The organism is Leeuwenhoekiella sp. MAR_2009_132 (genome assembly GCF_000687915.1).
Taxonomy (GTDB): Bacteria; Bacteroidota; Bacteroidia; order Flavobacteriales; family Flavobacteriaceae; genus Leeuwenhoekiella.
Genome location: NZ_JHZY01000002.1, coordinates 1,814,987 through 1,840,492, shown reverse-complemented (window position 1 = coordinate 1,840,492; position 25,506 = coordinate 1,814,987). Strand labels below are relative to the sequence as shown.

Genomic DNA, 25,506 nt, shown 5'->3' with positions numbered 1-25,506 from the left:
AGATTTTATGAAAGGAATTATATTAGCCGGAGGCTCCGGAACTCGTTTATATCCACTTACCGTCGCTGTTAGTAAGCAATTACTTCCCGTTTATGATAAGCCTATGATCTATTATCCGCTTTCCACTTTAATGTTAGCCGGAATTCAGGAAATATTAATCATTACTACACCGCAAGATCAGGCAGCATTTAAAAATCTGTTAGGGGATGGTTCATCTTTAGGATGCCAATTTGAGTATGCCATACAAGAACAACCTAATGGTTTAGCAGAAGCATTTATAATAGGAGCAGATTTTATAGGAGGTGATTCTGTAGCTCTTATTTTAGGAGATAATATTTTCTACGGAAGCGGACTCAGTAAACTATTACAAGACCAAACTCAGATTAAAGGCGGTGCTATTTTTGCATATCCGGTAAAAGATCCTAACAGATACGGAATTGTAGAATTTGATGAGCAAGGTAAAGTACTTTCGATTGAAGAAAAGCCCGAACTGCCTAAGTCTAAGTATGCTATTCCGGGTTTGTATTTCTTTGATAACAGAGCAGTCGCTTTTGCTAAAGAGGTAAAACCATCAAAACGGGGAGAGGTAGAAATAACAAGTATTCAAAATCGATATCTTGAATTAGAAGAGCTTCAGGTGGCGATAATGATTCGGGGTATGACTTGGTTTGACACGGGCACTATAGACTCGTTGAATGAAGCAACAGACTTTGTAAAGGCAATAGAACATCGTCAGCAATACAAAATAGGTTGTATAGAAGAGGTAGCTTTGTTGATGAATTTTATAACTAAAGAACAAGTGGCTGCAATAGCTTCTAATTACGGCAAATCTGCTTACGGTGCTTATTTAAAAACATTAGTTTAATGCAATTTATAGAGACAGGGTTTAAAGACCTTTGGTTAATGGAGCCAAAAGTTTTTGGGGATTCCAGAGGCTATTTTTTTGAGGCCTTTAATGCGAATACCTTTTTAGAACATACAGGCTTAAAACCCAATTTTGTACAGCAAAATCAATCAAAATCTCAGAAAAATGTTTTGAGAGGTATGCATTTGCAAACTGGAGATTACAGTCAGGCAAAGTTAATACGCGTCATTCAGGGAAGTGTTCTTGATATGGTTGTAGATTTGAGAAAAGAGGAGCCTACATTTGGCAAAAGTTATGCGATAGAACTTAATGAAAGCAACCAAAGACAATTATTTGTACCGCGCAATTTTGCACACGGCTTTTTAGTTTTAGAAGAAGATACGTTATTTACCTACAGTTGTGATAATTATTACAATCCGCAGTTTGAACTTACTTTAAAATTTGACGATCCTAACTTTGTTAATAATTGGCCAGAAAATATAGCATTTAACCTTTCCGATAAAGATACTCAAGGTCTTGATTTTCGATCTGTAATAGATAAAATGTATGTCTAATAAATCACTAAAGGTTCTAGTTACAGGTGCTTCTGGTCAGTTGGGAGAGTGTATACAGCAAGCTTCAGTAGATTTTAATTATGTGATGCACTACGCAGATCGTCAAGCATTAGATATTACAGATGCTAAAAGCTTACAAAGATATCTTCAGCGTTTTAACCCAGATGTGATCATTAATACAGCTGCATATACACACGTAGATTTAGCTGAAAGTGAGCAGGAAAATGCTTATTTGATAAACAGAGATGGTGTTCAGAACCTCACTACCTATTGCGAAAAATATGATGTAAAACTTATTCATATTTCAACAGATTACGTATTTAATGGGCAGGACTCAAAACCTTATCAGGTTGATGCTCATACCGCACCGACTACGGTTTATGGGGCTTCAAAATTAGCCGGTGAGCAAATGATTCTTCAGTCTAATATTGGCGCATATTGGATTATTAGAACTTCCTGGCTCTATAGTGAATTTGGTAAAAATTTTTATAAAACTATTCAGAATCTGGCGGTTAAGTTAGAGACTTTACGCGTAGTAAATGACCAGGTGGGTTCTCCTACGCGGGCAGAAGAACTGGCTTTTTTTTTACTTAAATGTCTTCCGCAGTTAACTTCATCTTCAAAAGGAATTTATCATTTTAGTAATACAGGCAGTTGCACATGGTTTGATTTTGCAAAGGCCATAGTAGAGAAACACAACCTGCAAACTAAAGTTATACCCGTGACATCTGCAGAATTTCCTACTACAGCTGTGAGACCTGGCTATAGCGTATTAGATTCTTCAAAAATTGCAGATACCTTCGGTTTTCAGATTAAGAATTGGCGTGATGCTTTAGGTTAAGGAAAACCTATTAGCGATTTGATTACTCTAAATGTTTGCTAACTTTACCGCTTATGGAATTTTCATCTAAATTATTAGAGCAGGCTGTTTATGAGATGTCGCAATTGCCGGGAATAGGTAAGCGTACAGCGCTTCGTTTAGTACTTCATTTACTACGCCAGTCTGAAAATCAGACACAACTATTAGCACAGGCTCTTGTAAAACTACGTACCGAGATAAAATTTTGTAAAAACTGCCACAATATTTCTGATGTAGAAATTTGTGAGATTTGTGCAAATCCTAATCGAGATGCATCTATAGTCTGTGTTGTTGAAGATGTTAGAGATGTTATGGCGATAGAAAACACGAGCCAATATCGAGGACAATATCACGTTTTAGGGGGTAAAATATCACCTCTAGATGGTGTAGGTCCGCAGGATTTGACAATATATTCGCTAATTGAAAAAGTAAAATCGGGTTCTGTTGATGAGGTGATTTTTGCATTAAGCTCAACTATGGAGGGAGATACGACAAACTTCTACATATACAGACAGCTTGAAGAATTTAATATAAAAACATCAACAATTGCACGTGGTATCGCTGTAGGAGATGAGCTGGAATTTGCAGATGAGGTCACTTTAGGGCGCAGTATTTTACATAGAATTCCTTTTGAAAATTCATTAAAAAACTAGCCGGTGAAGCTTTCGGTTATCATTCTCAATTACAAGGTTCCTTATTTTTTGCAACTTTGTTTGCAGAGTGTAACGCGCGCGCTTTTAGATATTGATTCTGAAATTATTGTGGTTGACAATGCTTCAGAAGATTCTAGTGTTACGATGGTACAGCAGTATTTTCCTGATGTTAAACTCATTGCAAATACTACAAACAGCGGTTTTTCTAAAGCTAATAACCAAGGTGTTGCTCAAGCTAAAGGGGAGTATATCTGTATTTTAAATCCAGATACCGTAATTCCTGAAAATTGCTTCTCAACCTTACTCGAATTTTCTCAAAATCAAATAGATATGGGAGCTGTAGGCATTCGACTTATAGATGGTACCGGTAATTACCTTCCCGAAAGTAAACGCAATCTGCCAACGATAAAAGTTTCAGCCCTTAAAATAATAGGAAATACTTCGGCCTACTATGCAAATCAATTAGCACAGGATGAAGTAGGTAAGGTATCGGTTTTAGTAGGAGCATTTATGTTTATCAAAAGGCAGGTTTATCTAGATACAGGAGGTTTTGATGAAGATTATTTTATGTATGGTGAGGATATAGATCTCAGCTATACGCTGCATAAAAAAGGGTACACTAACTTCTACTATGGTAAACTAACAGCAATACATTTTAAAGGAGAAAGCAGTTCTAAGGATAAAATTTATGCACAACGTTTTTTTGGCGCTATGCATATATTTCATAAAAAGCATTTTTCAAAAGGGTTAATTAGCAGTTGGTTTATGGCTTTTTTTTTAAAAATTCTTTCATTTTCGTACAGCTTACCTAGGTCTAAAAAAAAAATTATACCTCCAATCTCAAACTTTTATTTAGTTTGTGAGGATGTAAAGTCAGTAGATACAATGCGCTTAAATTTAGAAAAGGAGTTGAAGGTCATAAGCTTAGCGCAGGTTAGGCTGGCTTTAGTCTCAAACTCACTCATTGTATTTGATCTAAAAAGTCTGTCAACAACAGCTATTATTAATGCAATGACTTTGTTAAAAAACAATCAAAATAGGTTTCGCATACGACCTTCAAATTGTAATTTTATCGCAGGCAGCGATTCCTCCACAGATCGCGGCGAAATTCAAATCTGGTAGGCGAATAATTATTTTCTAATTTTAGAATATAATTTTTTATTAAATTCGCAAAAAATAAAGCACACTAATCTATTTATTACGAATATGGCAAAATTTGAACTTAAGTTACCGAAAATGGGAGAGAGCGTTGCAGAAGCTACGGTAACAAACTGGCTCAAAGAAGTAGGTGATAGCATTGAGCTTGATGAACCAGTGGTTGAAATTGCGACTGATAAAGTAGATAGTGAGGTGCCTAGTGAAGTAGAAGGTATTCTTGTAGAAAAACTATTTGGTCCTGATGATGTTGTTCAGGTAGGGCAAACTATTGCAATTATAGAAACTTCTTCAGAAAGTGCGGGGACATCAAATTCTGATGATTCTGATAACAACGATACAGATCTTTTAGAAAGTGTAAATGAAGATGCTGCCACTAATGAGGCAGCTGCACGTGTAGAAGAGGCAAAAACAACTACGTCACCAGCAGTTGCTATTTCTAATGATGGAGATCGTTTTTATTCTCCCTTAGTTAAAAATATAGCGCAACAAGAGGGTATTGCTCAGGAAGAATTAGATCAAATAAAAGGGACTGGTCTTGAAGGCCGTGTTACTAAAGATGATATTTTAAACTACGTAGAGGCTGCTAAAAATGGCAAAAAGCAATCAGTGTCTCCTTCAAAAGAAAAGGCGGAACCTCAAAAGCAAGATAAAGTTTCTCCTTCAGCATCTTCATCAAAAGTTGCTACACCGGTTTCTGTTAATGGGGGTGATGAGATTATTCAGATGACCCGAATGGGTAAAATGATTTCAAAGCATATGGTTGCCTCTGTGCAAACCTCTGCTCACGTGCAATCATTTATCGAAGTTGATGTAACCAATATCTGGAATTGGAGAGCGCGTGTTAAAGATAGTTTTCAAAAGCGAGAAGGAGAGAAGTTAACCTTTACTCCAATTTTTATGGAGGCGGTAGCTAAAGCTATACGTGATTTCCCAATGATTAATATTTCGGTTGATGGCGATACAATCATAAAACGTAAAAATATAAATCTGGGTATGGCAGCAGCTTTACCTGATGGCAATCTAATCGTACCGGTAATACAAAATGCAGACCAGTTAAATCTTGTAGGTATGGCTAAGGCGGTAAATGACCTTGCTAATAGAGCGCGTATGGGTAAGCTAAAACCAGACGATACGCAAGGCGGGACCTATACAGTTACTAATGTAGGTACCTTCGGAAGCATTATGGGTACACCTATTATTAATCAGCCCCAAGTTGCGATTTTAGCATTAGGAGCAATACGTAAAGTCCCAGCGGTTATTGAAACACCAGAAGGTGATTTTATAGGAATTAGACATAAAATGTTCTTATCACATTCTTATGATCACCGTGTTATAAACGGAGCTTTGGGTGGTCAATTCGTACAACGTGTAGCTCAATATTTAGAAGCTTGGGATAGTTCTAGAGAAGTCTAGATATATCTTTTGCATAAAACATAGAAATGTAAATGCCAGAGTAAATACTCTGGCATTTTAATGTTTAAAGGTTATCTATATAGGGTCTTTATCTTGTGATGGGCATTGATGGTATAATTTTGAAATACTTTAAATTTTATCTGCACTAAAAATACTAAGTCTTACTTTTGCGTTTAAATTAATAAAGAATGAATCTTAATTTAACAAGGCCTATTTGTTTTTTTGATCTGGAGACTACCGGTATAAACGTAGCTCAGGATCGAATTGTTGAAATATCTATTTTAAAGGTATTTCCTAATGGGAAAGAAGAGAAACATACGTGGCTGGTTAATCCTACGATACCCATACCTGCAGAAACTACAGCGGTTCATGGTATAAAAGATGAGGACGTAGCAGATAAACCCACCTTTAAAGAGTTGGCAAACGAAATTAACAATCTAATAAAAGATTCAGATCTTGCCGGGTATAATTCAAACCGGTTTGATATACCGCTCTTAGCCGAAGAAATGCTGCGCGCAGATGTTGATTTTGATATGAAAAACAGGCACGCGGTAGATGTGCAAACCATCTTTCATAAAATGGAGCAACGCACCCTCTCAGCCGCGCTAAAGTTTTACTGCAATCAGAATCTAGATGACGCGCACAGTGCAGAAGCAGACACTATCGCTACATATGAGGTTTTAAAAGCACAATTAGATCGCTATGAAGATCTTGAAAATAATATGAAGAGTCTTGCCGAATTTAGTGCTCGTAAGCGCTTTGCAGATTTTGCCGGCTTTATAGCCTATAACAAAGAAGATGAGGAGATTTTTTCCTTCGGAAAGCATAAAGGTAAAAAGGTAGAAGACGTTTTAGATAATGAGCCGGGTTATTTTGGATGGATTCAAAATGCAGATTTTCCGCTTTATACTAAAAAAGTACTTACCGCGATTAAATTGCGTAAACTCAATACAAAACTTTTTTAGAGTAATGATTAGAGTCGCTATACTTTTTCTGGTACTATTTACCGGAACATTAGCAGCTCAAAGCATTACTTTGGAGGGAAGTGTAATTGATGCCAAAACACAGCAAAAAATACCTTTCGCTAATTTAATTTTCTCAAATTATAAAATAGGTACTTCAGCAAATGCTAAAGGAGATTTTAAATTTACAATTAGCGAGAAGTTAAAAAATGAAACCGTTCTTGTAAGTTGTGTAGGGTATAATGAAGAAGTGGTAAAAGCTCATGAATTAAATGAGAAACCTATTTCATTAACTCAAAAAACAAACGAACTTTCTGAGGTTACCCTCTATAAAATGAGATTAGAAAAGCAGAAGCGTATCAACTCATTTAGAGGGAAGCAAATTGTAGGATTGGGTAATTTTAGTGGTGGTGCATATCCTTCAGCATTAGCGCGGTATTATGAACGTCCCCGTGGCTTTGAAGATGCTTGCTTTATTAAAGAAATTGAGATTCAGTTTTATAGAATTTTAGGAAAGTCTAGTCAGCAGGCCACTTTTAGATTACGCATCTTAGATGTTTCTCAAGATGGAAAACCTGGAAGAGATTTATTAGATAGCGATATTATTATTACTAAGCCGGAAGGAAATCAAAAGTTGACTTTCGATTTAAGCGCCTATAAGGTTAATGTGCCTGAGGCTGGTTTTTTTGTTTCCGTAGAACATATTTTTATTGAAGAAAATAAATTTTCAGAATCGTACACATTAAAAGTTAATGACACCAGCGGTTACCGCGAATATAAGGTTGATAGGTACGCACCAATTTTTAAGGGTATCGAAACGAGCAGTAACAATACAATTACCCGATGTTTTTATAAAAGTATAAATGGGTGGAAATCTATAGATCTTTTAAATACCGAAGGCAGTGCTTTAAATGGAAAATTTCCGGCACCTGCTTTTAAATTAATATTTACAGATTAGTTTATGAAAATTATATGTATAGGGCAGAATTATAGCGAACACATTAAAGAGTTAAACAGCGAAACCCCTAAAGAGCCTCTGTTTTATTTAAAACCTGATTCTGCTGTCCTACTTAATAAACATCCCTTTGTGATCCCTGAATTTACAAATGAGGTACATTATGAAGTTGAAGTATTAGTGCGTATAAACAGGCTTGGGAAATATATAGCGCCTAAATTTGCTCATAAGTATTATAATGAAATTGGTTTAGGCATAGATTTTACAGCAAGAGATTTACAACGAGAGTGCAAAGCTAAAGGACATCCCTGGGAAAAAGCTAAGGCTTTTGATGGCTCTGCTGTAATAGGCGAGTGGATTAATAAAGAAAATTTTAAAGATTTACGCGATATAGATTTTCATTTGAAAAAAAATGATAAAATTGTACAATCAGGAAACACTGCGGATATGGTCTATGATATTGATACGTTAATCGCATATGTTTCTCAATATATGACTTTAAAAATAGGAGATATCCTATTTACAGGAACCCCTGCAGGAGTTGGGCCTGTTGCTATAGATGATAAATTAACCGGATACCTAAACTCCCAAGAATCATTCACCCTAAATATTAAATAACCATGCCTACACATTATGACTTATACCAGCTAGAAGATATGTCTGGTGGTGACAAAGAATTTATGAAAACGGTTGTAGAGGCTTTTCTTTCTGAAATCCCGCCAGATTTAGAAAGTATGAAAATGGCCATTGATAATGATAATCATAAAATGGCCTATCAATTTGCACATAAGATGAAACCTAATCTCGAAATGTTCGGGATAGATCTTATACGTGAAATTTCAGCGATGGAGCGCTGGGCAGATAGCGGAAAACCTACTTCGGTAATACGTCCTCAATTAGATACTATTATAGAATTAACAAATAATGCGATTGTAGAAATGCGCAAAGATTGGAAGATGTAATGCGGGCACATATCATTACCATAGGAGATGAAATTCTTATAGGGCAAATTGTAGATACAAATTCCGCATTTATAGCAAAAGAGCTTGATAAAATAGGTATAGAAGTATATCAAATGTCATCAATATCTGATGATAGGCAGCATATTCTAGATAGTCTTGCAGCTGCCGAAAAAACTGTAGATCTCGTTATTCTAACCGGGGGGCTTGGGCCAACTAAAGATGATATTACAAAACATACGCTGTGCGAGTATTTTGAGGATATACTGGTTGAAAATGCTGAGGTTTTAGAGCATGTCGAACACCTATTTAAGCATCACGTTAACCGACCTATATTACCGGCAAATCGCAGTCAGGCTATGATTCCCAGTAAGGCCTCGGTTTTAAAAAATACTTACGGTACTGCTCCGGGAATGTGGTTGCAGTCTGGCAACACCGTATTTATATCTATGCCCGGTGTACCTTTTGAAATGAAGTCAATTTTGACTGAAGAGATAATCCCGAGGTTACAAAAAGAATTTAACAGACCCTTTATTGTGCACCGTACTCTGCAGACGTATGGAGTAGGTGAAAGCGAGATTGCAAATACGATTGAAGAATGGGAGAACAACCTGCCTTCAGACATCAAATTAGCCTATTTGCCAGCTTTGGGTAAGGTGCGGTTACGATTGTCAACTAAGGGAGCAGATAAAGCAGTCTTGATTGAGAATCTAGATAAACAGATTGCTTTACTAAATGAACTTATAGGCGATATCATCATTGGCTATGACGATGCAGAATCTATTGAAGCAGTAGTTGCAGATTTATTTAAATTAAAAAATAAAACATTAGCTGTTGCAGAAAGTTGTACTGGTGGTCAAATTGCAGCTGCAATTACCGCAATTCCCGGGGCGTCGGCATATTTTAAAGGAGGTATGGTAACCTATGCAACGCATTCAAAAGTTGAGCTTTTAAAAATAGATCAGGAGCTTATAGATAAACACTCTGTAGTAAGTGCAGAAGTTGCAGAAGCCATGGCGGTAGCAGTGCGTAACTGGTATAAATCTGACTATGCAATTTCAACAACCGGTAATGCAGGACCTTTAAAAGGAGATTCAGACGCAGAAGTAGGTACCGTTTTCATAGGAATAGCTACTCCCGAAAAAGTTTTTTCAGTCGAATTTAAAATGGGAAATCATCGCGAGCGTGTGATTTCAAAGAGTGTGAACAAAGCTTTTGAGCTTATTCAAAAAGAAATTTTAAAAAACTAGTGTTTAAAGTTGTTCAACTTGTTTAAGTTGTGTAAATTTGCACCCTGTTTTTCAGTAACACAATATAAAGTTTTAGAATCATGTCAAGAGTTTGTGAGCTTACGGGCAAAAAAGCAATGGTAGGGAATAATGTTTCTCACGCGATGAATAAGACAAAGCGTAAATTTGATGCCAATTTAATCAAAAAACGTTTTTACATTCCGGAGGAGGATAAGTGGGTAACATTAAAAATTTCTACTGCCGCTCTTAAAAATATAAATAAGAAGGGGATTACTGCAGTGCTTAAAGAAGCACGCGCTAAAGGCTTTCTTAAAAAGTAATAACAGTATAACGACCAGCAATTATGGCAAAGAAAGGCAATAGAGTACAGGTAATTTTAGAGTGCACAGAGCATAAGGCTTCTGGTAAACCAGGAACTTCTCGTTATATTACCACTAAGAACAAAAAGAATACCCCAGATAGAATGGAATTGAAAAAATTCAATCCTATCTTGAATAAAATGACTGTTCACAAAGAAATAAAATAAGACATGGCAAAGAAATCAGTAGCAACATTACAGACAGGGTCTAAACGTTTGACCAAAGCCATTAAAATGGTGAAATCTCCTAAAACAGGTGCTTACACATTCGTTGAAGCTGTTATGGCTCCAGAAGCTGTAGGTGAGTTTTTAGATAAAAAATAATATCTTTTATAGATATCTTCAAAGCCGTTACGCTATGCGTGACGGCTTTTTTATTTTTTATTTTTGAGGTTTCTAAATAGTCTTAAAGAGAATACCTTTGCAGTGCTAACAAATGCATCCTGAATACGATGAGTTTTTTAAAGAAAATATTTTCCAAAGAAAAAAAAGAAACGCTAGACAAAGGTCTGGAGAAAACAAATACTAACTTTTTAAGTAAGTTAGGTAAAGCTGTAGCCGGTAAGAATAAGGTTGATGATGATGTTTTAGATAATCTAGAAGATGTGCTGGTTTCTAGCGATGTGGGTGTAGCTACTACGATTAAGATTATAAATCGTATTGAAGCCCGTGTTTCAAGAGATAAATACTTAGGTACCGATGAGTTAAACGCTATTCTTAGAGAAGAGATTGCCGGGTTAATGAGTGAGACTAACAGCGGTGATGCTACAGACTTTTCAGTTCCTGCAAAAAAACCGTATGTTATTATGGTTGTTGGCGTTAATGGTGTAGGTAAAACTACGACAATAGGAAAGCTCGCCTACCAGTTTAAGAAAAAAGGTCTTAAAGTGGTTTTAGGTGCCGGCGATACCTTTAGAGCAGCTGCAATTGATCAACTTCAAATTTGGGCAGATCGTGTAGATGTACCTATTGTAAAGCAACAAATGGGTAGTGATCCTGCTTCAGTAGCTTTTGATACTGTGCAGAGTGCTGTAAAAATGGACGCAGATGTCGTTATTATTGATACAGCAGGTCGTTTACATAATAAGGTTAACTTAATGAATGAGTTGACTAAAGTTAAACGGGTGATGCAAAAAGTGATTAATGATGCTCCAGATGAAGTATTATTGGTTTTAGATGGTTCTACCGGTCAGAATGCTTTTGAACAGGCTAAGCAGTTTACAGCAGCTACTGAGGTTACTGCACTTGCAGTTACTAAATTAGACGGAACAGCAAAAGGGGGTGTTGTTATCGGGATAAGTGATCAATTTCAGATTCCCGTAAAATATATAGGTGTGGGAGAAGGTATTGAAGATTTACAGGTTTTTAATAAGATTGAATTTGTAGATTCATTTTTTAGAGTTTAAAACTTTAAGTACACTTATAAAATTTTAAAAGGCATCCACATTTGTGAGATGCCTTTTTGTATTTTAGTTGAAAATTGAAAAATTATATGAAAAGAATACTACTTCTACTAGCACTTTGTGCAATGGTCTCGTGTAAAGAAAGTTCAAATTCTAGCACTTCAGCTGCAATTACAGAAACTGTAAATGATACAACAGTTAAAGAACGCGAATTTGCAGTTTTAGACTCTAAGGTTTTAAACTTTGATAAACTTTGGGAGCCTTTCAACGAAGACTTAGCTCAATTTACTGATGCGGATTATGCCAGAGTAAAAATGTTAGCTTTTGAAAGAACAATACCTGAAATTCAGCGAGCTATAGTAGATGGCAAATTGAGTTATGAAGATTTGGTTTTATTTTATTTAAGCCGAATTAAAAAATACGATCGTAATAATGACCTATCTTTAAATTCGGTTATCGCATTAAATCCTAATGTGGTTGCAGAGGCTAGAACGCTTGATTTACAGGAAAAGCTTTTGGTAGATATGTATTCTATTCACGGAATGCCAATTTTGTTGAAAGATAATATCAATGCATCGGGAATGCCCACTACAGCCGGAGCAGTTGTTTTTGAAAATAACAACGCTGAAGATGCCTTTATAACCAAACAACTTAAAGCAAACGGAGCGCTAATTTTAGGAAAGGCAAACTTAAGTGAGTGGGCGTATTTCTTTTGTAACGATTGCCCAAGTGGGTATTCGGCTATTGGTGGCCAAACCTTAAACCCTTACGGCCGGAAAATTCATGATACCGGTGGTTCAAGCTCTGGGAGTGGAGTTTCTATGGCAGCAAATTTTGCGGTAGCTGCAGTAGGTTCAGAAACCAGTGGCTCTATACTTTCACCTTCCAGTTCAAATTCGGTTGTAGGTTTAAAACCTACGATTGGCTTGCTTTCTCGTGGCGGAATCGTTCCTATATCCAGTACGCTAGACACTCCCGGGCCAATGACACGCTCGGTTATTGATAATGCAATTTTGCTACAGGCGATGACAGGTTTTGATGATGAAGATGCTAAAGCAGTTTCTTTAAAGGCTCCAAAAACAGATTATGTTTTGGCATTAAAGAACCTTAATGCTTCTGAATATTTAAAAGGAAAGCGACTGGGTTATTATAAGAGTTATGAAGATACGTTGTATGTTCAGGCAGTAAATGCTTTAAAAGATGCCGGTGCCACTTTAATTGAACTTGAACGCTCAGAAATTGATTTACCTCAGTTTTTACGGTTATTGAATCTCGATATGCAAAAAGACTTACCGGATTATATTTCTAAATACGGAGCGAAAACCCTAGCTGTAAAAGATTTGAACGACATTACCGCGTATAACAAAGAAGATTCTCTAATCCGTATGCCGTACGGTCAAGAACTACTTTACGGAGTACTTGCCGATTCTGCCTCTACTGAAGAATTCACGGCGATTAAAGATATTTTAGAACGCAACGGAAGACAGTTTTTTGATGAACCCATTAAAGCAAATAACCTCGATGCAGTACTTTCTATAAATAACTATATGGCTGGTTTTGCTGCCGTGGCGAAGTATCCTGCGATTACAGTTCCTATGGGGTATAAAGAAACCAATCAGCCAATGGGACTTACCTTTATTGCACCAACGCTGTCTGAAGCAAAACTTCTGGAACTGGCGTATGCTTATGAGACCATTTCTAATATGAGAAAAACTCCTGTGGATTATGAGGAATAGTAATTAATTATAAATTTTTAAAAAACTTTATTTAGCTTTTCCCATAGGTCATTATCGTAAGAAGTTGGTCTCAGATCTTCTTCATTTGCTGCTGGTCCTAATCGTACAATCACCATATTTTTACTGGGGATTACGTAAAGTTTTTTATCATTGGCGCCCAGCCCTGCAATAAGATCATCGGGAGCATTAGGAATTAGTTTACCGGTGAAGGTCTGGGTAGAACCGGGAAGTTTATAACCTGACTTCCCGTTGAGCCACCAGAGATAGCCGTAACTGGGATTGAGTTCTTGAGAGGTTGAAGTCATCTTTTCCCAATATTCAAGATTTAAAATTTCAGTAGAATCCCAGTTTCCTTTATTTAAATTAAGCAGACCAAAACGCGCCATTCCACGTGCCGTACTAAAATAGATATTGTTATAGCCTAAAGTTATCCAGCGACCATCTAATCCTATTTTGTCTTTTAATTCAGTTGTAAAAAAGGAGTTAAACCCTGCGGGAGTTGTTGCATCTAAAACCGGTTGTAATAGGGTGTAATAGGCGTTGTAATAATACCATTCGGTGCCTGGTGCAGAACGATAATTGAGACAATTTGCATCATAACAACCGGTATCGCCTGCGGTAAAATCTCCACCGGAAGTCATTGTAAGTTGGTTGCTTAGTGTAATTGCGTCTTCTTGTTCAGCAGTCATTGACGTCCATCCACGACCTAAATGATCAGTTGTTTTATCTTTGAGATCGAGATGACCTTGTTGCTGGGCTATACCTACTGTAAATGCAGTCAGTGTTTTTCCGGCAGAATTCCAGGTGAATAAATCTGTTGCAGCACTTCCATTATAATAGGATTCAAAAGCAATTTTTCCATTTACGAGAATTATAAAAGCTTCTGTATTTGTTTGTTGAAGAAAAGTTTCTAATTCGGTGATTCCGGCGGCATTCCAACCTAAATTAACAGGATTTAAAGTTTCCCAGGATGAGCCGGTTATGGGTGGAAAGTATAGATTTTCTTCAATTTCTGGCCTATAAATGTTATCTGTTTCTGAGGAACACGACCAAAGTAACGACAGTCCTATTAAAGCGACTATAAATTTCATAAATCAACAGAATTTAAGATTAGAGCAATTTAAGACTAAAAAGGTTTAAAATATCTTATCTTTGCGCCCCGAAATAAATAACCTTATGCGTACTAAAACCCTAAAGAAGAACAAAATAAACGTAGTAACCCTGGGCTGCTCTAAGAACGTTTATGACAGTGAAGTATTGATGGGACAACTGCGTGCCAACAATAAGGAAGTAGTACACGAGGAGGAAGGTAATGTTGTGGTTATTAACACCTGCGGGTTTATTGCAAACGCAAAAGAAGAGTCTGTAAATACCATTTTAGAGTATGTACAGAAAAAGGAAGACGGTATTGTTGATAAGGTTTTTGTGACGGGATGTTTATCTGAGCGCTACAAACCAGATTTGCAAAAGGAAATTCCCAATGTTGATCAATATTTTGGAACCACTGAACTTCCCGGACTTTTAAAAGCGTTAGGTGCAGATTATAAGCACGAATTAATAGGAGAACGTTTAACTACGACTCCAAAAAACTACGCTTATTTAAAAATCGCTGAAGGGTGTGACAGACCGTGTTCATTTTGTGCAATCCCATTAATGCGTGGTGGTCATAAAAGTACGCCTATAGAGAATCTGGTTATAGAAGCAGAAAAGCTTGCAGCAAAAGGAATTAAAGAGTTAATCTTAATCGCACAGGATTTAACCTATTACGGCCTTGATTTGTACAAGGAACGCGCTTTAGCAAAATTGCTTCGTGAGTTAGTAAAGGTTGAAGGTATTGAGTGGATACGTCTGCATTATGCGTTTCCCACCGGTTTCCCGGAAGATGTGCTTGATGTTATGCTTGAAGAACCTAAGGTTTGCAATTATATAGATATCCCATTACAACACATTTCGACTAAATTGTTAAAGTCTATGCGTCGTGGCACAACGTATGAAAAGACCAATGCGCTTCTCAAGACCTTTAGAGAGAAAGTACCGCAAATGACCATTAGAACTACGTTAATTGTAGGTTATCCGGGTGAAACGCAAGAAGATTTTGAATTATTACGCGACTGGGTTAAAGAAATGCGTTTTGAGCGTTTAGGTTGTTTTACCTATTCTCACGAAGAAAATACACACGCTTATAATCTGGTAGATGACGTGCCTGAAGAAGTTAAGATGGAGCGCGCTAACGAGATTATGGCATTGCAGTCACAAATAAGCTGGGAATTAAATCAAGCTAAAATAGGGAAGGAGTACCGTATTGTAATTGACCGAAAAGAAGGTAATTACTTTGTAGGCCGTACTGAATTTGATTCGCCAGATGTAGATAATGAGGTTTTGATTGATGCGACGGCACATTATTTAAAAACCGGAGAATATACCTGGGTTAAGATTACCGAAGCAGAAGATTTTGATTTATATGCAGAACCGGTAACCAGGTAAATTGGTTACAAAATTAATGGCTTTTATAATTTATAATCTAGCGGAAGCATAAAAGCAAATCTTTGTTGGGACATAGCTCCACCCATAGTTATAGCTGTTGCCGGAGAATGATTACCAAAAGCATCAATTATAAAAGGCGTTTTTGCTTGAATAAAAGACTGCTCTTCATTATCAAATAAAATACTCAGTTTTTCTACGGAAAGTGCTACCTGCATAAACTCACCTTCTTTTTTAAGATTAATACGCGAGTAGGGAGGAATCTCAAAGCTTTTATAGAACATTTTAAACTTATTTTCTACAAGCTGCTCCTGAGCTAAAGATCGCATAAAATGTAGGGTAGATCCGGAATATGAATTTTCTCTATTTTTTAAATACCTGCGCTTGGGTCGGTTTTTTAATTCTCTATAAAAAGTGAATCCTTCAGCATATACGAGAGTTACATATTGAATCCCGGAAGTAAGGCTTTTCTCAAAATCTACAGAGAAATCAGTTAACGTATATTGAACGGTATATCCTAAAAATTTATTCTGAATAGTTAAGGGTTCATTAGACCAGGCAGTTAATTGCATGTTCGATTTGCTGTAATGTAATCGTATCGCATCTTCATTAAGTATTTTACATTGAAGCGCTTCCGGAGAGTTGCCTAAAAATTCTTTTCTAAATACATTGAGCTTGCGTTTACGAGACCAGTCATCATTCTCTAAATAAACAGCATCAAGCTGTTCTGTATTCTCAATTAAATAAATAGCAGGAATGCTTCCATTTGTATTAAAGTAATCAGATACATAAACAGGTGCATAACCTATCATACTAATCACTAACGGACTTTTTATGCCTGCTTCAATTGAAATAGCGTAATGACCTTCTTTATTTGTGATGGTGCCCAAAGTGGTACCGTCAAAGTAGATTGAAACCGCTTCCAGAGCAGTGGAGTCTTTAGCGCTATAGACAGAGCCGCTTAATCTCGACTGACTAAAACCTGTAACTGAAACAAGTAGGACTAAAAACCAAAAAACCTTCATTAAATAAAAACTATTATTATAGTTATAAAACTACAATAATAGTTTTCAAAAGTATATGTTTCTTGAAACTATTTTTTTAAAGGCATTTGTAGTTCCAGGTTTTCATCTACAAGCTGTACCTCAAGTCCCATATCCTGTACTTTTTTAAGCTGTGTTTTTGCATCACCTACAATCACATAAATTAGTTTTGAAGGATCTGCATATTCTTTGGCCAATGCTTTAATTTCGGGTAGTGTGATGTTTTTTATTGTTTCCTGCTGTTTTAAAATATAATCAGGTTTAAAATTAAGCGTAGCGATTTCATCTAAATAAACCAATTTAGCTGAAGGGGTTTCAAAGTTACGCGCACCGCTTTTAAGAAAATAGCCTTTAGTAAGCTCAAGGTCTTTCTCATTAAAATCTTCGGCATAAGCATTCATAATATTACGAACGAGTTGTGTACTTTCTGCAGTTACATTACTTCGTACACCGCTAGAAATCATAAATGGACCCGGTAAGGCAGATCCTTCAAAACGAGAGCGAACCCCATAGGTGTATCCTTTAGTTTCGCGTAACATTTGGGTGAGTTCACTAGCAAAGCCACCACCACCCAGACGATAATTCATCATTTGAGCCGGTAAATAATCGGGGTCATTAGCAGCCAATGCCAAATACCCAAAACGCAACTGCGATTGTTTTGCATTAGGTACATCAAGAAAATAGATAATGGGTTTCTCTATATGCTGATTTATTTGCGGTTTTGAGATGGTAATTTCTTTAGATTTCCAGTTTTGCAAAACTTTATCTAAAGTAGCTACGATTTTAGCCTTACCCAGATTTCCTACAACTTCAATGCGTGTTAGGTTAGGAACAAGAGTTGCGTAATAATCTTTTAAATCTTTAAGTTGAAGCGCTTTTACAGATTCTGTAGTTCCTAAATTATTTTTAGCAAGCACGTGATCTTTACCATAAACTGCTTTAGCAAATACCAGATCTGCAATACTCCCGGGATCTCCTTTTTGTTGTTCAAGGCGGGTGAGAATTTTCTTTTTTTCCAGTTCAAATTCAGTAGAATCCCAACGGGGTTGTACAAGAATTTCAGAAACCAGTGACATCGTTTTATCAAAATTACGTGCTAGGGTAATACCGGTTAGCGTTGTCGCTTCCTGTCCCGTTCTTAGAAAAATAGATGCGCCTAATAAATCGAGGGCTTCTTCTAATTCTGCTGTGGTTTTAGACTGCGTTCCTTTTGTAAGTAATCCCGCCGTTAAATTAGCGACACCGCCTTTAGTTGAAGCCTCAGTCAACAGACCGCCTTCTATAGTAAATGAAAAATTTACAAGTGGTACTTCTGTATTTTCAATACCATAAATTTTAAGACCATTCTCTAAGTCATCCATCCAAACATCAGGAACTTTAAGTTGTGGCGTTTTGCCATATTCCGGCTCTATGCTGCGATCAAAAGAAGATGGTGTACGATCATACTCAGCAACCAATGAAGGGTCAAACGTTTCTTCTGCACCATTTACGATTTGTTCTTCTTCAACTTCAGCAGGAATTGCATTTGCAAGCGCCAAAACAGCTTCACCTTTAGGTACAAAGCTGGTTGTTATATAGTTTTTGTTTTTAATATAAGTTTTATAAACAGCCTTTACATCTTCTACAGTTACAGACTGAATTTGTTTAAGGTCATCGTTTATATAGCCGGGGTTACCAGCAAAAATTTGATATTGAGCAAGTTGAAATCCTTTTCCTAAAACACTACTTAAGCTGTTATAAAAACGGGTTTCCTGGGTTGCTTTAATGCGTTCTAAATCGAGGTCTGCTATTCCATTCTTTTCAAATTCTGAGAATGCTTTTTCGATTCCTATTTGTACAGAATCAAGATCAACACCAGCATTTGCTCGTACACTTAATGTGATTTCTCCCGAAAGCTCAGAACCAGAGTAGCGTAAAGAAGGATTAGAAGCGATCTGCAGGTCATCTACTAAAACCGTGTTTAGGGGTGCCTTTTTTCCGTTAGATAAATAATTGGCTAATACCTCTAACGCATAAGAATCTTTAGTGTATTCTGCAGCGGCAGGCCACGTCATCGTAAGTTGTGGAAGTCTTGCAAAGTTATCTTCGTAATAGAGATTCTTAGTTTCGGTTAATACAGGAATACGTTTTTCAATAGGTGTTACCTCTTCACCTTTAGGAATTTCTCCAAAATATTTATTAATCCATTCTTTTGCTTCAGCGGTATCAAAGTCCCCGGCAATGGTTAAGGTTACATTGTTAGGTACATACCAGCGATTATAAAACTCTTTTACATCTGCTAAAGTTGCATTTTGCAAATCTTCAAGAGAACCTATCACCTGCCAGTTGTACGGATGATCTTTTGGATATAAATTTTTATGAATCACATAACTCTGATGTCCGTACGGACGGTTATCATAACTCTGTCGTTTTTCATTCTTAACGACTTGCTTTTCTTTGGCCAATACCGGCTCAGTTACCGTATTTATAAAATAGCCCAACTTGTCTGCTTCTGCCCAAATCATTTTCTCCAGTGCATCATTAGGAACTGTCTGAAAATAGTTTGTACGGTCTCTATTTGTAGATCCGTTTGCACCACTACCACCTACGCGCGCACTCATTTTATCAAGGCCGCCTTTTCCAAGGTTCTCAGATTCAAGAAACAGTAAGTGCTCAAATAAATGTGCAAAACCGGTACGCCCTTCTTTCTCTCGAGCAGAGCCCACGTGAGCTGTTAAAGCTACAGCCACTACAGGATCTGATGAGTCTTTATGTAAAATTACAGTAAGACCATTTTCTAAGGTATAAGACTCATAATCAACTTGAAATTGTGTTGATTCCTGAGTGTTAGTAACTTCGGTTTTTTTAGTGTCACACGAAGCTAAAGCTAGTGTTATCAGGCTTAAACAAATAAGGTATTTTTTCATAAATTAGTCTATAGCAGATTCTTCTCCGGGTCTGTTTTTGTTTTCCTTTTCCTCTTCAAGTTGTTCCATTTCCTCAAAGTATTCTTCGGGTTTCATAATACGCATTGTTTTTTGAGCTACAATTGTATTTGCAAGGGTGTATACATGATTGTCTTTATTCCGCAGGTGTAAAAAGAATAAGGTTATATTCTCTACACGCCCTGCCATTGGGAAATCTTTATCTACAATCTCAACATAATCACCAATTTTTAGCGGGTGGTTAAAAAATAGAATCAATCCTGATGTGATATTGCTTAACAATGACCACTGTGCAAAAAAGGCAACTCCTAAAATCGTAACTACAGAACCAATGCCTGCAATAACATCTGCTCCTGAAAGCCCCCAGATTACAGCAAGACAAAAACCAAGAACTACAAAGAACAGGGTGTTTAAGAGTTTAATGGTTATTTGCTTACGGGTTATGTCAAAGTTAGCACGGAGATATCGCCTCACCACAAGTTTAGAAACGGTGTATCTTATTAGTAGTAGCACGGCCAGGAGAATTAAACTCTCCAGTATTTTAAGCTCTAAGGTTGAAAGTATCAATTTAGTTACGGTAGTTATTAGGATTATTAATAAATAGTGCATTTACAAAAAACAGCTTTCCATTTTCCCAGAAAGCTCTAAATAGCGGGTCATCTACCATATAGGTAATGCTACCACGACCTATGGGCTCAACCCCAAAAATCAGGCTATTCTTTAATTTTGACAGCGCATCTTTTCCTGCAAAACCAGATGTGCTTACAGGATTGTCTCCTAGATAAGCTACATTGTATCCGTTGTCAAGAAGTGCGTAAGCATCGTCACCTATTTTAAGACTGTAATAGGTGTCAGCATAGCCAAATGCCAAGGGATGGGTCTGATCTACATTAGTTTTAAATATACTACCACTAATTAGATTTTTTGAACTTTCCATTTCACGGTTTGCATAAGGTATTAGTTTTGCAGCTAATGAGTCGGTTTCTTTTTTAGTGTCTGCTTCAAATTCTTTAAGTCCAAAACCTTCTTCTCCTGCAAACACTTTCAAAGCGCCATCTATAGCAATTAAATTTCCACCTTTACGAACCCATTCTTTTATATTTAAAAGAGAAGATTCAGAAATTCTATAGCGCCCGTTAGGCATCACCAAAACATCATATTCTGACCAATTTATGCGATCTATATCTGACACATCTATTGAGGTTACAGGATACTGCAATTGTTGTTCAAAAAACTGCCAGGTAGCACCATAACTTAAAGAAGATGTTTGATCTCCGGTTAAAACAGCCACTTTTACGTTATTTATTAGTTTAACGTCTGGCGAGCCAAAATCGGGCCCGGCAGAGGCAAAGCTTGTAGTTGCAGGTTTTAAAATGCGACTGTATTTATTTGCAATTTCGATAAGTGTGTTGTCAAAATCTGTTAGACCTCTGTTATCACTTCTGGTAATAATAAGTGTCCCTGCGGGATAATCTACAGATTCAATAGTAAAGGCTTTTTCAGAATAGCGCACTTTAATAGATGCCTGTATTAATGCACTTAAAAATTTTGCATCAGCCATACTATTCCATTTTGTAAGGTATCCGGCAGCATTTTTCACTGCTACATTTTGCACAGCTAAAATTGAATTTGCAGTACTGCTAGCTAATACTTTTGTACTACCTACAGCACTTAAGCCGTATGCATAGGGTAAACTCCACGCGGTAATGTCATAGGTTAATGGAGTTGATAATGCAGCTTCGGGTTCAAAAAGTACGTGAACCAGTTTACCTTTAGGTTGATCTGTAGTTATTTGTATTGCACGTTTATAATTTAGGGTTTCTTGTTTTCCGGAGGTATAGTTATAACCCGTGGACTTGCCTTCACCTATATACCTGTATTTAATCGTATGAACCTCTAGTAAATCTGCCAGCGCTTTTAGATGATCTTCTTCACCGGTGACAGTAAAACTTTTGTAAGCCACGTTAGAATTGCTAAAGTATTTTGCAAACTCCGTATTTAATTTTTCAATATTAGCGGAAGCCATTTCTACTGTAGAAATTCCTGTTGTAAAATGGTGAGCTACACGATCTACTAAAGTAAGAATAGAACCATCAGCCTTTAGTATACCTAGTCCTGCAGCTCCACCTCCGGCTTGCTCGTAAGTCATCCCTATAGAACCGGTATAAGTAGGGTAGGTGTCTCCATAGCTGGGATATAATAAGTCAAAACGTTCACGGGTAAAAAACAACCACCCATTTTTATCAAAATATTTGGCGTGATTGGTACCTATCTGAGTTTGAAAGTCCCTTTGAAATGGGGTGATAATATCGTGAAAAGGTTCTGCTGCCGGGGCAAAATAATAAGGTTCATTGATTCCCTGTTCATGAAAATCTACATGTATATGGGGCATCCAGCTGTTATATACTTTTAATCGCTGGCGGGTTTCAACCTGAGTAGCCCAGGCCCAATCACGATTTAAATCAAAGAGATAATGATTTGCTCTTCCACCCGGCCATGGCTCGTTGTGTTCTGCAGCATCGGGATTCGTGTCATAAGGTGTAGCTTTTACTTTATTATACCAGTTAGCATAACGGTCTCGACCATCTGGATTGATACATGGATCTATTAAAACCACCGTATTGGTAAGCCACTCTTTCTTTGCTGTGATTAATTCATATAGCGTAAGCATAGCAGCTTCTGTGCTGCTTGCTTCATTACCGTGTACATTATAGCTTAACCACACTATAGCTTTATCAGCTTTTGCAGTACCTTCTTGAATACCTGCATTTTTAAGCTGGTTAGTACGTATGGCTTCAATATTAGTTTGATTTTCTGGTGTTGTAACTACGGCATAGGTAAGTGGTCTGCGTTCATTTGTTTTACCATATTCTTTAAAGGTTACCCAGTCTGAATTTGAAGCAACATAATTAAAATAAGCTACTACATCTGCGTGTCTTGAAAACTGAGTACCTATTTTATAACCAAGAAATTCTTCAGGAGATTTAATAGTTTGAGAAAAACAGATAGAGGTAATTAAAAAGGAAAGAATAAGTGATTTAATTCTCATAAGATCGTAGCATTATTGATTCGTAAATCTACTAAAATAGATATAAAGTCATATCTTCTAATTAACGTAACTTTAGCGGGCTTAACACATCTATACCTTTAAATTTGCTTCGTAAATAAAACTCAATGTCTACTCATTACCTTCCCTATAAAGAAACCGGTTATTTTTCAAAACTTATTTGCGATTATCTCGATGAGAACGAGGCTGTAAATGACTTCTATTCAAATTTTCCTACGATAGAAAATTTTGAGAAGCAACTTAAAAACAAGCAATTTTCTGCAGCTAACAGGGCCGTTCTTGTTTCCTCTTTAAGGCAACAATATGCACATTTAGAACTTACAGAATCTGTTGATCGCGCATTAGATTTACTCGGTCAAGAGCAAACTTACACAGTAACTACGGGGCACCAACTTAATCTGTTTACCGGGCCACTTTATTTTTTATATAAAATTATAAGTACAATTTCGCTTTCGCGGAAGTTAAAAGAGCAGTATCCTACATCAGATTTTGTTCCGGTTTATTGGATGGCGACTGAAGATCACGATTTTGATGAGATCAATTATTTTAGATTACACGGGAAAAAAATTCAATGGAATCGCGAGGATACTCAGGATAATGATAAAGGAGCGGTAGGAGTCTTTAATACGGAAGGCCTTGATACTATTTTAGGACTTATTTGCGCAGAATTGGGTACCACTAAACTGGCAAAGGAGCTTTGTGATTTGTTTGAAGAGGCATATATAAAGCACGATAATCTTGCTGATGCTACCCGTTATCTGGCACACAGTCTTTTTGGAGACTACGGTCTGGTTATCGTAGATGGAAACGATAGTGCTTTAAAGCGGGTTTTTGCACCTTTTATGAAACAGGAGCTACTCGAGCAGCATTCTTTTAAATACGTCACCAAACAAGCTGAAGCACTAGAACATAAGGGATATCCGGTACAGGTAAATGCACGGGAAATTAATCTGTTCTACATGTCTAAAGATTCCAGAGAGCGTATTTTAGAAAAGAATGGGAGTTTTTATGTGAATAATACCGCACTTACTTTTTCTAAGGAAGAACTATTGCAAAAACTGGAAGAATCACCAGAGCAATTTAGCCCTAATGTGATTATGCGACCATTGTATCAGGAAGTGATTTTGCCTAACTTGGCCTATATAGGTGGTGGCGGAGAGCTTGCATATTGGCTGGAGTTAAAATCATTTTTTGATAAAGTAGGTGTTGAATTCCCGATATTAATGTTGCGCAATTCTGCATTATTAATCACCGAAAAGCAATCCCAAAAGTTATCGAATCTTGATTTAAGTATAGATGATATTTTCTTAAAGCAGAATGATCTTGTAAATAGAAAAATTAGAAAAATATCAAACATAGATGTAGATTTTTCTAAACAAAAAGAACATTTAGTTAAGCAGTTTGAAGAGTTATATAGTATTGCAGAGCAAACTGATGCTTCTTTTTTAGGTGCTGTAAAAGCCCAGGAAGTTAAACAGCTAAAAGGCTTAGAAAATTTAGAAAAGCGCTTATTAACTGCTCAAAAGAAAAAATTAGGAGATCATATACAGCGATTTACAGCTATTCAAAATGATTTATTCCCGGCTGAGAATTTACAGGAGCGCGTGATGAATTTTTCTGAGTTTTATTTAGAATATGGTGAAGCCTTAATTCCAAAGTTGTTTGAGTCTTTAGATCCTTTAGACTTCAGATTTACAGTAATTACTTTTTAAGAAGTTTTTTGCCTTCAATGGTTATCGCAGAGCCATCCATGCATTGTATAGAGTCGGGATCACGATGCGATAAGTCATCAAATTGATTTCCGTAGATTGCGCCAAAATCAAAAATCACTTCATAATCTAATACATCATAAGCTTTCCAAAGCGGATGTGTAACTTCATACTCCCAGGTCTGTTTTTCATCTTTTTTACTATAACCCCAAAAATGTTCTGTGATAAAACCTATTATACCTCCTGGGGTATAGGTTTTTGGTTGAGGTGAAGTGGCTACCTGAAGAAGTTGCCAATTATTTTCATAATAAACCCCGTAGCTAAAGAAATTTTCATCAGTAGTTAAATCGTGTTTATAATGCATTTTATATACACTGTACTTTTCATTATACAGGGTATTTGCAACCCAGGCTATTGCAGGTTTATTTACTATTTCAGAAATAAAAACAGTACCTCTTTTCCAAATTTTTCCGTCGAAATATTTTACGTAAAATCGCAAATTTACTTCTTCAAAACGTTTGTGAAAGGGTACGGTAATGCCTTTTAGTTTAACATTATCAAAAAGAAAACCTACCAGACTAACGTAACACTTACCCTGGTAAAAATCCAGCTCTGTATGAGCAGGTAAATAGGGTTTTAAAATTGAGGGATCTACCGCATAATTGGCAAAGCACAGTTTTTTCCAAGAGGCGGTTAAGAAACTCATTTATTTTTTGAAGTATTTTAATGGTGGTACGAGCATACCAAAACATTCTCCATCACCTTTACCTAAATGTTTGTGATGTATTTTATGTGCTCTGCGTATACCTTTTGCATACCAGTTATTAGCATTGCGAAAGAGTTTAAATCGCTGATGAATAAAAATATCGTGAATCATGAAGTAGGCAATACCATAAGCGAAAATCCCCAATCCTATGGGAAGTCCTATCCATACGTTTTCATACTGCCAAAGTAAAAAACAACCGATACTTACGAGAGCATAAAATATAAAAAAGAAATCATTGCGTTCCCACCACGAGCCGTGATCTTTATGATGGTGGTCTCTGTGTAGTGACCATAAAAAACCGTGCATCACATATTTGTGTGTTGCCCAGGCCATAAATTCCATTATTCCGAAGGTTAGCATAAAAACTAATATCCAAAGAAGTGCTTGCATT

General features: G+C 36.7%; 25 protein-coding genes. 18 read left to right on the top strand and 7 right to left on the bottom strand.

What is annotated here, in order from left to right:
- Nucleotides 1-7: 7 nt before the first annotated feature.
- From rfbA to P164_RS07750, 16 genes are all read left to right on the top strand, one after another.
- Nucleotides 8-865, top strand: a complete 858-nt coding sequence (rfbA, locus tag P164_RS07825; protein WP_028375883.1) for a glucose-1-phosphate thymidylyltransferase RfbA — start codon at nucleotides 8-10, stop codon at nucleotides 863-865.
- Complete coding sequence (gene rfbC / locus P164_RS07820) at nucleotides 865-1,419, top strand: dTDP-4-dehydrorhamnose 3,5-epimerase (protein WP_028375882.1); 555 nt, start codon at nucleotides 865-867, stop codon at nucleotides 1,417-1,419. Before rfbA ends, rfbC begins: the two co-directional genes overlap by 1 nt.
- Nucleotides 1,412-2,260: a dTDP-4-dehydrorhamnose reductase gene (gene rfbD / locus P164_RS07815; RefSeq protein ID WP_035899419.1), complete on the top strand. Its 849-nt coding sequence runs from the start codon at nucleotides 1,412-1,414 to the stop codon at nucleotides 2,258-2,260. The genes rfbC and rfbD overlap by 8 nt, the downstream gene beginning before the upstream one ends.
- Before the next feature lie 53 nt (nucleotides 2,261-2,313).
- A complete protein-coding gene (recR, locus tag P164_RS07810; RefSeq protein WP_028375880.1) occupies nucleotides 2,314-2,931 on the top strand; it encodes a recombination mediator RecR in 618 nt (205 codons plus the stop codon).
- Nucleotides 2,932-2,934: 3 nt separating this feature from the next.
- Nucleotides 2,935-4,053 (top strand): glycosyltransferase family 2 protein, encoded by a 1,119-nt coding sequence (locus P164_RS07805; RefSeq protein WP_028375879.1) that lies wholly within the window; start codon nucleotides 2,935-2,937, stop codon nucleotides 4,051-4,053.
- A gap of 84 nt (nucleotides 4,054-4,137) precedes the next feature.
- Complete coding sequence (locus tag P164_RS07800) at nucleotides 4,138-5,502, top strand: dihydrolipoamide acetyltransferase family protein (protein ID WP_028375878.1); 1,365 nt, start codon at nucleotides 4,138-4,140, stop codon at nucleotides 5,500-5,502.
- Nucleotides 5,503-5,690: 188 nt separating this feature from the next.
- On the top strand, nucleotides 5,691-6,467 hold the full coding sequence (locus tag P164_RS07795; RefSeq protein WP_028375877.1) for a 3'-5' exonuclease: 777 nt from the start codon (nucleotides 5,691-5,693) through the stop codon (nucleotides 6,465-6,467).
- 4 nt (nucleotides 6,468-6,471) lie between these two features.
- Nucleotides 6,472-7,422, top strand: a complete 951-nt coding sequence (locus P164_RS07790; RefSeq protein WP_028375876.1) for a carboxypeptidase-like regulatory domain-containing protein — start codon at nucleotides 6,472-6,474, stop codon at nucleotides 7,420-7,422.
- Nucleotides 7,423-7,425: 3 nt separating this feature from the next.
- The gene (locus P164_RS07785; protein ID WP_028375875.1) at nucleotides 7,426-8,037 is read left to right on the top strand and encodes a fumarylacetoacetate hydrolase family protein; all 612 of its coding nucleotides are present in this window, start codon (nucleotides 7,426-7,428) and stop codon (nucleotides 8,035-8,037) included.
- A gap of 2 nt (nucleotides 8,038-8,039) precedes the next feature.
- On the top strand, nucleotides 8,040-8,381 hold the full coding sequence (locus P164_RS07780; RefSeq protein WP_028375874.1) for an Hpt domain-containing protein: 342 nt from the start codon (nucleotides 8,040-8,042) through the stop codon (nucleotides 8,379-8,381).
- Nucleotides 8,381-9,628, top strand: a complete 1,248-nt coding sequence (locus P164_RS07775; RefSeq protein ID WP_028375873.1) for a competence/damage-inducible protein A — start codon at nucleotides 8,381-8,383, stop codon at nucleotides 9,626-9,628. Before P164_RS07780 ends, P164_RS07775 begins: the two co-directional genes overlap by 1 nt.
- 80 nt (nucleotides 9,629-9,708) lie before the next feature.
- On the top strand, nucleotides 9,709-9,948 hold the full coding sequence (gene rpmB / locus P164_RS07770) for a 50S ribosomal protein L28 (RefSeq protein WP_028375872.1): 240 nt from the start codon (nucleotides 9,709-9,711) through the stop codon (nucleotides 9,946-9,948).
- A 23-nt stretch (nucleotides 9,949-9,971) separates the two neighbouring features.
- Nucleotides 9,972-10,154, top strand: a complete 183-nt coding sequence (gene rpmG, locus P164_RS07765) for a 50S ribosomal protein L33 (protein WP_028375871.1) — start codon at nucleotides 9,972-9,974, stop codon at nucleotides 10,152-10,154.
- A gap of 3 nt (nucleotides 10,155-10,157) precedes the next feature.
- A complete protein-coding gene (locus P164_RS07760; protein WP_081817337.1) occupies nucleotides 10,158-10,310 on the top strand; it encodes a DUF4295 domain-containing protein in 153 nt (50 codons plus the stop codon).
- Nucleotides 10,311-10,438: 128 nt separating this feature from the next.
- On the top strand, nucleotides 10,439-11,392 hold the full coding sequence (ftsY, locus tag P164_RS07755; RefSeq protein ID WP_028375870.1) for a signal recognition particle-docking protein FtsY: 954 nt from the start codon (nucleotides 10,439-10,441) through the stop codon (nucleotides 11,390-11,392).
- A gap of 86 nt (nucleotides 11,393-11,478) precedes the next feature.
- Nucleotides 11,479-13,125: an amidase family protein gene (locus P164_RS07750; RefSeq protein WP_028375869.1), complete on the top strand. Its 1,647-nt coding sequence runs from the start codon at nucleotides 11,479-11,481 to the stop codon at nucleotides 13,123-13,125.
- 17 nt (nucleotides 13,126-13,142) lie between these two features.
- Here the strand turns inward: P164_RS07750 and P164_RS07745 are convergent, their stop codons facing one another.
- Complete coding sequence (locus P164_RS07745) at nucleotides 13,143-14,216, bottom strand: serine hydrolase domain-containing protein (protein ID WP_028375868.1); 1,074 nt, start codon at nucleotides 14,214-14,216, stop codon at nucleotides 13,143-13,145.
- 85 nt (nucleotides 14,217-14,301) lie between these two features.
- On the opposite strand from P164_RS07745, the gene rimO reads away from it, so the two are divergent.
- A complete protein-coding gene (rimO, locus tag P164_RS07740; RefSeq protein ID WP_028375867.1) occupies nucleotides 14,302-15,609 on the top strand; it encodes a 30S ribosomal protein S12 methylthiotransferase RimO in 1,308 nt (435 codons plus the stop codon).
- 23 nt (nucleotides 15,610-15,632) lie between these two features.
- Here the strand turns inward: rimO and P164_RS07735 are convergent, their stop codons facing one another.
- The 4 genes from P164_RS07735 to P164_RS07720 all read right to left on the bottom strand — a co-directional run bounded on the left by P164_RS07735 (nucleotide 15,633) and on the right by P164_RS07720 (nucleotide 22,622).
- Nucleotides 15,633-16,631, bottom strand: coding sequence for a carboxypeptidase-like regulatory domain-containing protein (locus P164_RS07735; protein WP_028375866.1), 999 nt, complete (start codon nucleotides 16,629-16,631; stop codon nucleotides 15,633-15,635).
- Nucleotides 16,632-16,699: 68 nt separating this feature from the next.
- Nucleotides 16,700-19,555, bottom strand: a complete 2,856-nt coding sequence (locus P164_RS07730) for a M16 family metallopeptidase (RefSeq protein ID WP_028375865.1) — start codon at nucleotides 19,553-19,555, stop codon at nucleotides 16,700-16,702.
- Between the two features lie 3 nt (nucleotides 19,556-19,558).
- Entirely contained in the window at nucleotides 19,559-20,047 is a 489-nt protein-coding gene (locus P164_RS07725; RefSeq protein ID WP_159106010.1) for a mechanosensitive ion channel domain-containing protein, read from the bottom strand.
- A gap of 94 nt (nucleotides 20,048-20,141) precedes the next feature.
- Nucleotides 20,142-22,622 (bottom strand): M14 family metallopeptidase, encoded by a 2,481-nt coding sequence (locus P164_RS07720; protein ID WP_028375864.1) that lies wholly within the window; start codon nucleotides 22,620-22,622, stop codon nucleotides 20,142-20,144.
- A 125-nt stretch (nucleotides 22,623-22,747) separates the two neighbouring features.
- Between P164_RS07720 and bshC the strand changes: the two genes are divergently transcribed.
- Nucleotides 22,748-24,352, top strand: a complete 1,605-nt coding sequence (bshC, locus tag P164_RS07715; RefSeq protein ID WP_028375863.1) for a bacillithiol biosynthesis cysteine-adding enzyme BshC — start codon at nucleotides 22,748-22,750, stop codon at nucleotides 24,350-24,352.
- Here bshC and P164_RS07710 read toward each other — a convergent pair.
- A complete protein-coding gene (locus tag P164_RS07710; protein WP_028375862.1) occupies nucleotides 24,342-25,055 on the bottom strand; it encodes a YqjF family protein in 714 nt (237 codons plus the stop codon). The two genes, bshC and P164_RS07710, sit on opposite strands and share 11 nt — an antisense overlap.
- A complete protein-coding gene (locus tag P164_RS07705) occupies nucleotides 25,056-25,505 on the bottom strand; it encodes a sterol desaturase family protein (RefSeq protein WP_028375861.1) in 450 nt (149 codons plus the stop codon).
- Nucleotide 25,506: the final 1 nt, after the last annotated feature.

What these genes read in the sequence shown, in the direction of transcription:
- rfbA (WP_028375883.1), top strand. Translation starts at nt 8, where the DNA reads ATGAAAGGAATTATATTAGCCGGAGGCTCCGGAACTCGTTTATATCCA.
- rfbC (WP_028375882.1), top strand. Translation starts at nt 865, where the DNA reads ATGCAATTTATAGAGACAGGGTTTAAAGACCTTTGGTTAATGGAGCCA.
- rfbD (WP_035899419.1), top strand. Translation starts at nt 1,412, where the DNA reads ATGTCTAATAAATCACTAAAGGTTCTAGTTACAGGTGCTTCTGGTCAG.
- recR (WP_028375880.1), top strand. Translation starts at nt 2,314, where the DNA reads ATGGAATTTTCATCTAAATTATTAGAGCAGGCTGTTTATGAGATGTCG.
- P164_RS07800 (WP_028375878.1), top strand. Translation starts at nt 4,138, where the DNA reads ATGGCAAAATTTGAACTTAAGTTACCGAAAATGGGAGAGAGCGTTGCA.
- P164_RS07795 (WP_028375877.1), top strand. Translation starts at nt 5,691, where the DNA reads ATGAATCTTAATTTAACAAGGCCTATTTGTTTTTTTGATCTGGAGACT.
- P164_RS07790 (WP_028375876.1), top strand. Translation starts at nt 6,472, where the DNA reads ATGATTAGAGTCGCTATACTTTTTCTGGTACTATTTACCGGAACATTA.
- P164_RS07785 (WP_028375875.1), top strand. Translation starts at nt 7,426, where the DNA reads ATGAAAATTATATGTATAGGGCAGAATTATAGCGAACACATTAAAGAG.
- P164_RS07780 (WP_028375874.1), top strand. Translation starts at nt 8,040, where the DNA reads ATGCCTACACATTATGACTTATACCAGCTAGAAGATATGTCTGGTGGT.
- P164_RS07775 (WP_028375873.1), top strand. Translation starts at nt 8,381, where the DNA reads ATGCGGGCACATATCATTACCATAGGAGATGAAATTCTTATAGGGCAA.
- rpmB (WP_028375872.1), top strand. Translation starts at nt 9,709, where the DNA reads ATGTCAAGAGTTTGTGAGCTTACGGGCAAAAAAGCAATGGTAGGGAAT.
- rpmG (WP_028375871.1), top strand. Translation starts at nt 9,972, where the DNA reads ATGGCAAAGAAAGGCAATAGAGTACAGGTAATTTTAGAGTGCACAGAG.
- P164_RS07760 (WP_081817337.1), top strand. Translation starts at nt 10,158, where the DNA reads ATGGCAAAGAAATCAGTAGCAACATTACAGACAGGGTCTAAACGTTTG.
- ftsY (WP_028375870.1), top strand. Translation starts at nt 10,439, where the DNA reads ATGAGTTTTTTAAAGAAAATATTTTCCAAAGAAAAAAAAGAAACGCTA.
- P164_RS07750 (WP_028375869.1), top strand. Translation starts at nt 11,479, where the DNA reads ATGAAAAGAATACTACTTCTACTAGCACTTTGTGCAATGGTCTCGTGT.
- P164_RS07745 (WP_028375868.1), bottom strand. Translation starts at nt 14,216, where the DNA reads ATGAAATTTATAGTCGCTTTAATAGGACTGTCGTTACTTTGGTCGTGT.
- rimO (WP_028375867.1), top strand. Translation starts at nt 14,302, where the DNA reads ATGCGTACTAAAACCCTAAAGAAGAACAAAATAAACGTAGTAACCCTG.
- P164_RS07735 (WP_028375866.1), bottom strand. Translation starts at nt 16,631, where the DNA reads ATGAAGGTTTTTTGGTTTTTAGTCCTACTTGTTTCAGTTACAGGTTTT.
- P164_RS07730 (WP_028375865.1), bottom strand. Translation starts at nt 19,555, where the DNA reads ATGAAAAAATACCTTATTTGTTTAAGCCTGATAACACTAGCTTTAGCT.
- P164_RS07720 (WP_028375864.1), bottom strand. Translation starts at nt 22,622, where the DNA reads ATGAGAATTAAATCACTTATTCTTTCCTTTTTAATTACCTCTATCTGT.
- bshC (WP_028375863.1), top strand. Translation starts at nt 22,748, where the DNA reads ATGTCTACTCATTACCTTCCCTATAAAGAAACCGGTTATTTTTCAAAA.
- P164_RS07710 (WP_028375862.1), bottom strand. Translation starts at nt 25,055, where the DNA reads ATGAGTTTCTTAACCGCCTCTTGGAAAAAACTGTGCTTTGCCAATTAT.
- P164_RS07705 (WP_028375861.1), bottom strand. Translation starts at nt 25,505, where the DNA reads ATGCAAGCACTTCTTTGGATATTAGTTTTTATGCTAACCTTCGGAATA.